The 4,476-nt window shown below is 71.1% G+C and carries 6 protein-coding genes and 1 pseudogene; 2 read left to right on the forward strand and 5 right to left on the reverse strand.

All coding sequences use genetic code 11. The features are described from left to right. The 3 genes from DAT37_RS13015 to arsM form a co-directional block, all read right to left on the reverse strand. The coding region (locus DAT37_RS13015) for a three-helix bundle dimerization domain-containing protein (RefSeq protein ID WP_109525007.1) at positions 1 to 511 on the reverse strand (511 nt) is incomplete at its 3' end. Further along, complete coding sequence (locus DAT37_RS13020) at positions 508 to 1,248, reverse strand: arsenate reductase/protein-tyrosine-phosphatase family protein (protein ID WP_198654250.1); 741 nt, start codon at positions 1,246 to 1,248, stop codon at positions 508 to 510. The genes DAT37_RS13020 and DAT37_RS13015, both read right to left, overlap by 4 nt. A gap of 120 nt (positions 1,249 to 1,368) precedes the next feature. Then, on the reverse strand, positions 1,369 to 2,298 hold the full coding sequence (arsM, locus tag DAT37_RS13025; protein WP_109525008.1) for an arsenite methyltransferase: 930 nt from the start codon (positions 2,296 to 2,298) through the stop codon (positions 1,369 to 1,371). A gap of 108 nt (positions 2,299 to 2,406) precedes the next feature. Here arsM and DAT37_RS13030 point away from each other — a divergent pair, with 108 nt between their 5' ends. Further along, the gene (locus tag DAT37_RS13030) at positions 2,407 to 2,775 is read left to right on the forward strand and encodes an ArsR/SmtB family transcription factor (protein ID WP_109525009.1); all 369 of its coding nucleotides are present in this window, start codon (positions 2,407 to 2,409) and stop codon (positions 2,773 to 2,775) included. 49 nt (positions 2,776 to 2,824) lie between these two features. Here DAT37_RS13030 and DAT37_RS13035 read toward each other — a convergent pair whose 3' ends face one another. Both DAT37_RS13035 and DAT37_RS46410 read right to left on the reverse strand, forming a co-directional pair. After that, the gene (locus DAT37_RS13035; protein WP_198654251.1) at positions 2,825 to 2,986 is read right to left on the reverse strand and encodes a hypothetical protein; all 162 of its coding nucleotides are present in this window, start codon (positions 2,984 to 2,986) and stop codon (positions 2,825 to 2,827) included. A gap of 56 nt (positions 2,987 to 3,042) precedes the next feature. Beyond that, positions 3,043 to 3,126, reverse strand: a pseudogene (locus tag DAT37_RS46410) (DUF4389 domain-containing protein); the annotation flags it as partial. 76 nt (positions 3,127 to 3,202) lie between these two features. On the opposite strand from DAT37_RS46410, the gene DAT37_RS13045 reads away from it, so the two are divergent. Beyond that, positions 3,203 to 4,476, forward strand: a 1,274-nt coding sequence (locus tag DAT37_RS13045; protein ID WP_109525011.1) for a SulP family inorganic anion transporter, incomplete at its 3' end; no start/stop codon positions are given.

Here is a 4,476-nt window from a genome sequence, read left to right on the forward strand (position 1 = left end):
GGCAGGCGTCGCCGCAGCCCATCGTGACCACGACGTCCGCGGCCCGGACGATCTCGTCGGTCCAGGGTTTGGGGTACTCGCGGGAGATGTCGATGCCGCGCTCGGCCATCGCGGCGACCGCGGCGGAGTTGATCTCGGCGGCGAACTCCGACCCGCCCGACCAGCCCACGGCGTGCTCGCCGGCCAGGGCGGAGAACAAGCCGAGCGCCATCTGCGAACGCCCGGCGTTGTGCACGCACAGGAACAGCACGATCGGCCGCCCGTCGCCCTTACCCTCGACCCGGGCCAGGGCCTGCAGGCGCTGGCGGGCGAACCGCTCGGCCAGCAGCGGCAGGAAGATGGCGATGGCGGCCTTGCTGGCGAACTGGTCGTAGCTGGTGTGCAAGAAGCGTTCGATGGTCTCGGTCCCGAACGTGCCGGCGAACTCGTCGGTCAGCCGGCGGGCGGCGGTGGTCAGGGCGAGCTGCTGGTCTATGGTCAGATCCGGGTGGGGATGGCTGGCGTACGTCATGGCGTGTCCTTCGTCGCGGAACGGTCGCAGGTCGCGGAGCCGGTGGGTGCAGGCAGGGCGGCGGGAAGGGCGGCGGCCAGCCGGTCGACGCGGCCGGACAGGTCGGTGAAGGCATGCTCGAAGGCGTCGTCGGTGTCGGCGGGCACGGGGTCGGGCACCGACCAGTGCAGGTTCGGCCGGGTGGGGAGATGTTCGTAGGCGTTTTCGTAGGCGTTGTCGCAGACCGCCACCACCAGGTCACCGGGACCGACGGTGTCGCGAAGGTGGGCGGTAGCGTGCGTGTCCAGGCTCAGCCGGTGGCGGCGGGCCACCGCGATCGCCCGCGGATGCACGCGCCATGCGGGGTCGGTGCCGGCCGAGGCCGCGGGCAGGCGGCTGCGCCGCCGCCACAGAGCGGCGGCCAGCTGGGAGCGGGCCGAATTGCGGGTGCACACGAACACCACCCGCGCCGCCTCCGGGACGCGGGCGACCGGGCCGAGCCCGGCCAGCGCGCGGGGCACCAGGCGGACGTAGCTACGCCGCCGGTCGGCCTCCGAGCGCGCCCGCACGATCAGGCCGGCCTCCTGCAGCACCCGCAGGTGGTGGGCCAGCAGATTCGACGGCAACCCGAAATGCTCGCCGAGCTCGCCGGGCGAGCGGTCACCCAGCAGCAGCGCGTCCACCATCGCCAGCCGCATCGGATCGCCCAGCGCGGCATGGACGGCGGCCCGCCGCTCCACATCAGATATATCAGCCATGATTGAGTCAATAATTGCTGAGCTATATTGGGAAGTCAAGCGGGCCGCCACGCCCGTGGACTTCTCCTCGGCCAGATGGAGGCGCCAGCCGTGTGAGACGCCGTTGGGACTGGGAAGAGGTCAGTGCTGGCAGCCGCAGCCCGCGGCCGTCTTGGCCTGCTCGACGGTCAGCGTCGGGTCCTCGGCGCGCTCGCCGGAGCTGCAGCAGGCCGACACCCCGCAGCAGGATCCCTCCGATCGATGCTCCGAGCCCGCCGCCGTGGTCGCCGCCGAGTCGGCCCGGCCGGTGTCGGCGTCGGCGTGCGCGGGTTTGAGGGCGCGGACGATGGCCGAGTGCATCCCGTCGGCCACCTGGTGGGTAGAGGTGATCGAGACATCGGTGAACCCGGCCGCCTCCAGCCCGGCCCGGTATTCGGCGAACGACAGCGCGCCGGCGATGCAGCCGACATAGTCGCCGCGCTCGGCCCGCTGGGCGGGTGTCAGGCCGTCGTCGGCGACGACGTCGGAGACACCGATCCGGCCACCCGGGGTCAGCACGCGGAAGGTCTCGGCGAACACCGCGTTCTTGTCGGTCGACAGGTTGATCACGCAGTTGGAGATGACGACGTCGACGCTGGCGGCCGGCAGCGGGATGGATTCGATCGTGCCCTTGAGGAACTCCACGTTGGTCGCGCCGGCCTTGGCGGCGTTGGCGCGGGCCAGCGCGAGCATCTCCTCGGTCATGTCCAGCCCGTAAGCCTTGCCGGTCGGGCCCACCCGGCGGGCCGACAGCAGCACGTCGATGCCACCGCCCGAGCCCAGGTCCAGCACCCGCTCGCCGGCGTGCAGCTCGGCGACCGCGGTGGGGTTTCCGCAGCCGAGCGAGGCCGCCAGCGCCTCGGCGGGCAGCGCCTCCCGCTCGTCGGCGGCATACAGGGCCGCCCCGAATCCCTCCTCGATCTTAGCCTCCTGCGGGCCGCAACAGGCGGCCCCGCCGGCGGTGGCCGCCACCGCGGCCGCCGCGTATCGCTCGCGCACCTGTTCACGCAGTTGGACGGACTGCTCGCTCATCACACGCTCCTGCCCCTTTGATCTGGCGGCGGCAGCCGCCACCGCCCTGTATTGATGGCTATCGAATCAAGCATCGCGCTCTGATGAGAAGCGTGTCAATATAGAAGAATGTCGAATCAAGAGACGACGGAGGCTGACGATCCGATCGCCGCCTGCTGCCCCGCGTTGACCGCGCCGCTCAGCACCGAGCAGGCCGCCGACCTGGCGGCGGCCTTCAAGGCGCTCGGCGATCCGGTCCGGCTGCGACTGTTGTCGCTGATCGCCTCCCAGCCAGGGCAGGTGTGCGTGTGCGAGCTCACCCCCGCCTTCGAGCTGTCCCAGCCGACGATCTCCCATCACCTGAAACTGCTGCGCCAGGCCAGCCTCGTCGACTGCGAGCGGCGCGGCACCTGGGTCTACTACTGGATCGTCCCCGGCGCGCTGGAGCGCCTGGCCGCGGTCCTGAGCCCCCAAACCCTCGCCACCAGCAGTCGATGATCACGTGCGCCCATCCGATGCCGGCGGTCCCCCCGCTGGCATACCGGCGTCAGCCCATACCCGGCGCCGGGTGGCCGTCGGCGATCACCCGGTAGACGCTGGCCACGGACGGGTGCTTGCCCTTGTTCTTGCCGATGGGGATGACGAGCTTGCGGGCGATGTCGGGCACGGCCACACCGCGCTCGCGCAGCGACCGAGCGTAGGGGATCATGTCGTCGTCGAACACCCTGGGCCGACCGCCGTGGCGGCCGCGCTCGCGGGCGGCGGCTCGGAGTAGTCGACCTCCAGTGTGGCCGGGTAGTCCGGCGCCAGGCCGAGCGTGAAGGGCGGGTAGCGGTCGGTCCCGAGAGCTCCGTAGAAGGTCCCGGCTTCCGCGCCCTTGGGCCGCTGGCACTCGCACCGTTGTGGCGGTGCGACACTGACGGGCATGGTCGCGTTCCGTTCGTACCGGCTAGCATGGCTGCGCGGTGACGTGCTGGCCGGGCTCACCGTGGCGGCCTATCTGGTACCGCAGGTGATGGCCTATGCCACCGTGGCCGGCTTGCCGCCGGTGGCGGGAATCTGGGCCAGCATGGGGCCTCTGGCCCTGTACGCCTTGCTGGGCTCCTCCCGTCAGTTGTCCGTGGGGCCCGAGTCGACGACCGCGCTCATGACCACCGTCACGGTCGGACCGCTGGCGGCGGGTGACTCGGGCAGGTACGCGAGCCTTGCGGCGGGGCTCGCCGTGGCTGTCGGGCTGCTCTGCCTGGGCTGCCGGGTGCTCCGGCTGGGCTTCGTCGCCGACCTCCTGTCCCGGCCGATTCTGGTCGGCTATCTCGCGGGCGTGGCAATGATCGTGGGCCAGCTCGGCAAGATCACCGGGGTGCCGGTGTCCGGTGACGGTGTCATCGCCGAACTCCTTTCGTTCTCACAGAATCTCTCCGAGCTTCATCCGGGGACACTCCTGCTTTCGGCCGGGGTACTCGCCCTGCTGTTCCTCGCCCAATGGCGCCTGCCGTGGATCCCGGCTCCGTTGCTCGCCGTTCTCCTGGCCGCAGCCTGCGTCCCGCTCTTCGGGCTGGAGCGGTACGGGATCAAGGTGGTGGGCGAGGTCCCCTCCGGCCTGCCGGTTCCCGTCGTTCCGGCGTTCGCCGACCTGCAGCACCTGCTGCTGCCCGCGCTCGGCGTGCTCTTGGTCGGCTACAGCGACAACGTGCTCACCGCACGCTCCTTCGCCGCCAAGCACAACCAGCAGATCGACGCCAACCAGGAGCTCCTCGCCCTCGGCGCAGCCAACCTGGGCGCGGGCATCCTGCACGGGTTCCCGGTCAGCAGCAGCGGCAGCCGTACCGCCCTGGCCGACGCAGCCGGTGCCCGCACCCAGCTGTACTCGCTCGTCGCCCTGGCCGCTGTTCTCGTGGTCGTCCTGTTCGCCGGGCCGCTCCTGGCAGACTTCCCCACCGCCGCGCTCGGCGCCATCGTCGTCTACGCCGCGATACGGCTGATCGATCTAGCCGCTTTCCGGCGTCTTGCGGCTTTTCGCCGCAGCGAGCTGCTGCTCGCCCTGGCCGCGTTCGCGGGGGTGCTGGTCTTCGACATCCTGTACGGAGTCCTCCTCGCGGTGGCCCTGTCCGTCGTGGAGATGCTGTCCCGCGTGGCCCGCCCGCACGACGCGATCTTGGGCATCGTCCCGGGGCTGGCCGGGATGCACGACGTCGACGA

It is taken from the genome of Nocardia aurea (assembly GCF_003123685.1).
Lineage (GTDB): Bacteria > Actinomycetota > Actinomycetes > Mycobacteriales > Mycobacteriaceae > Nocardia > Nocardia aurea.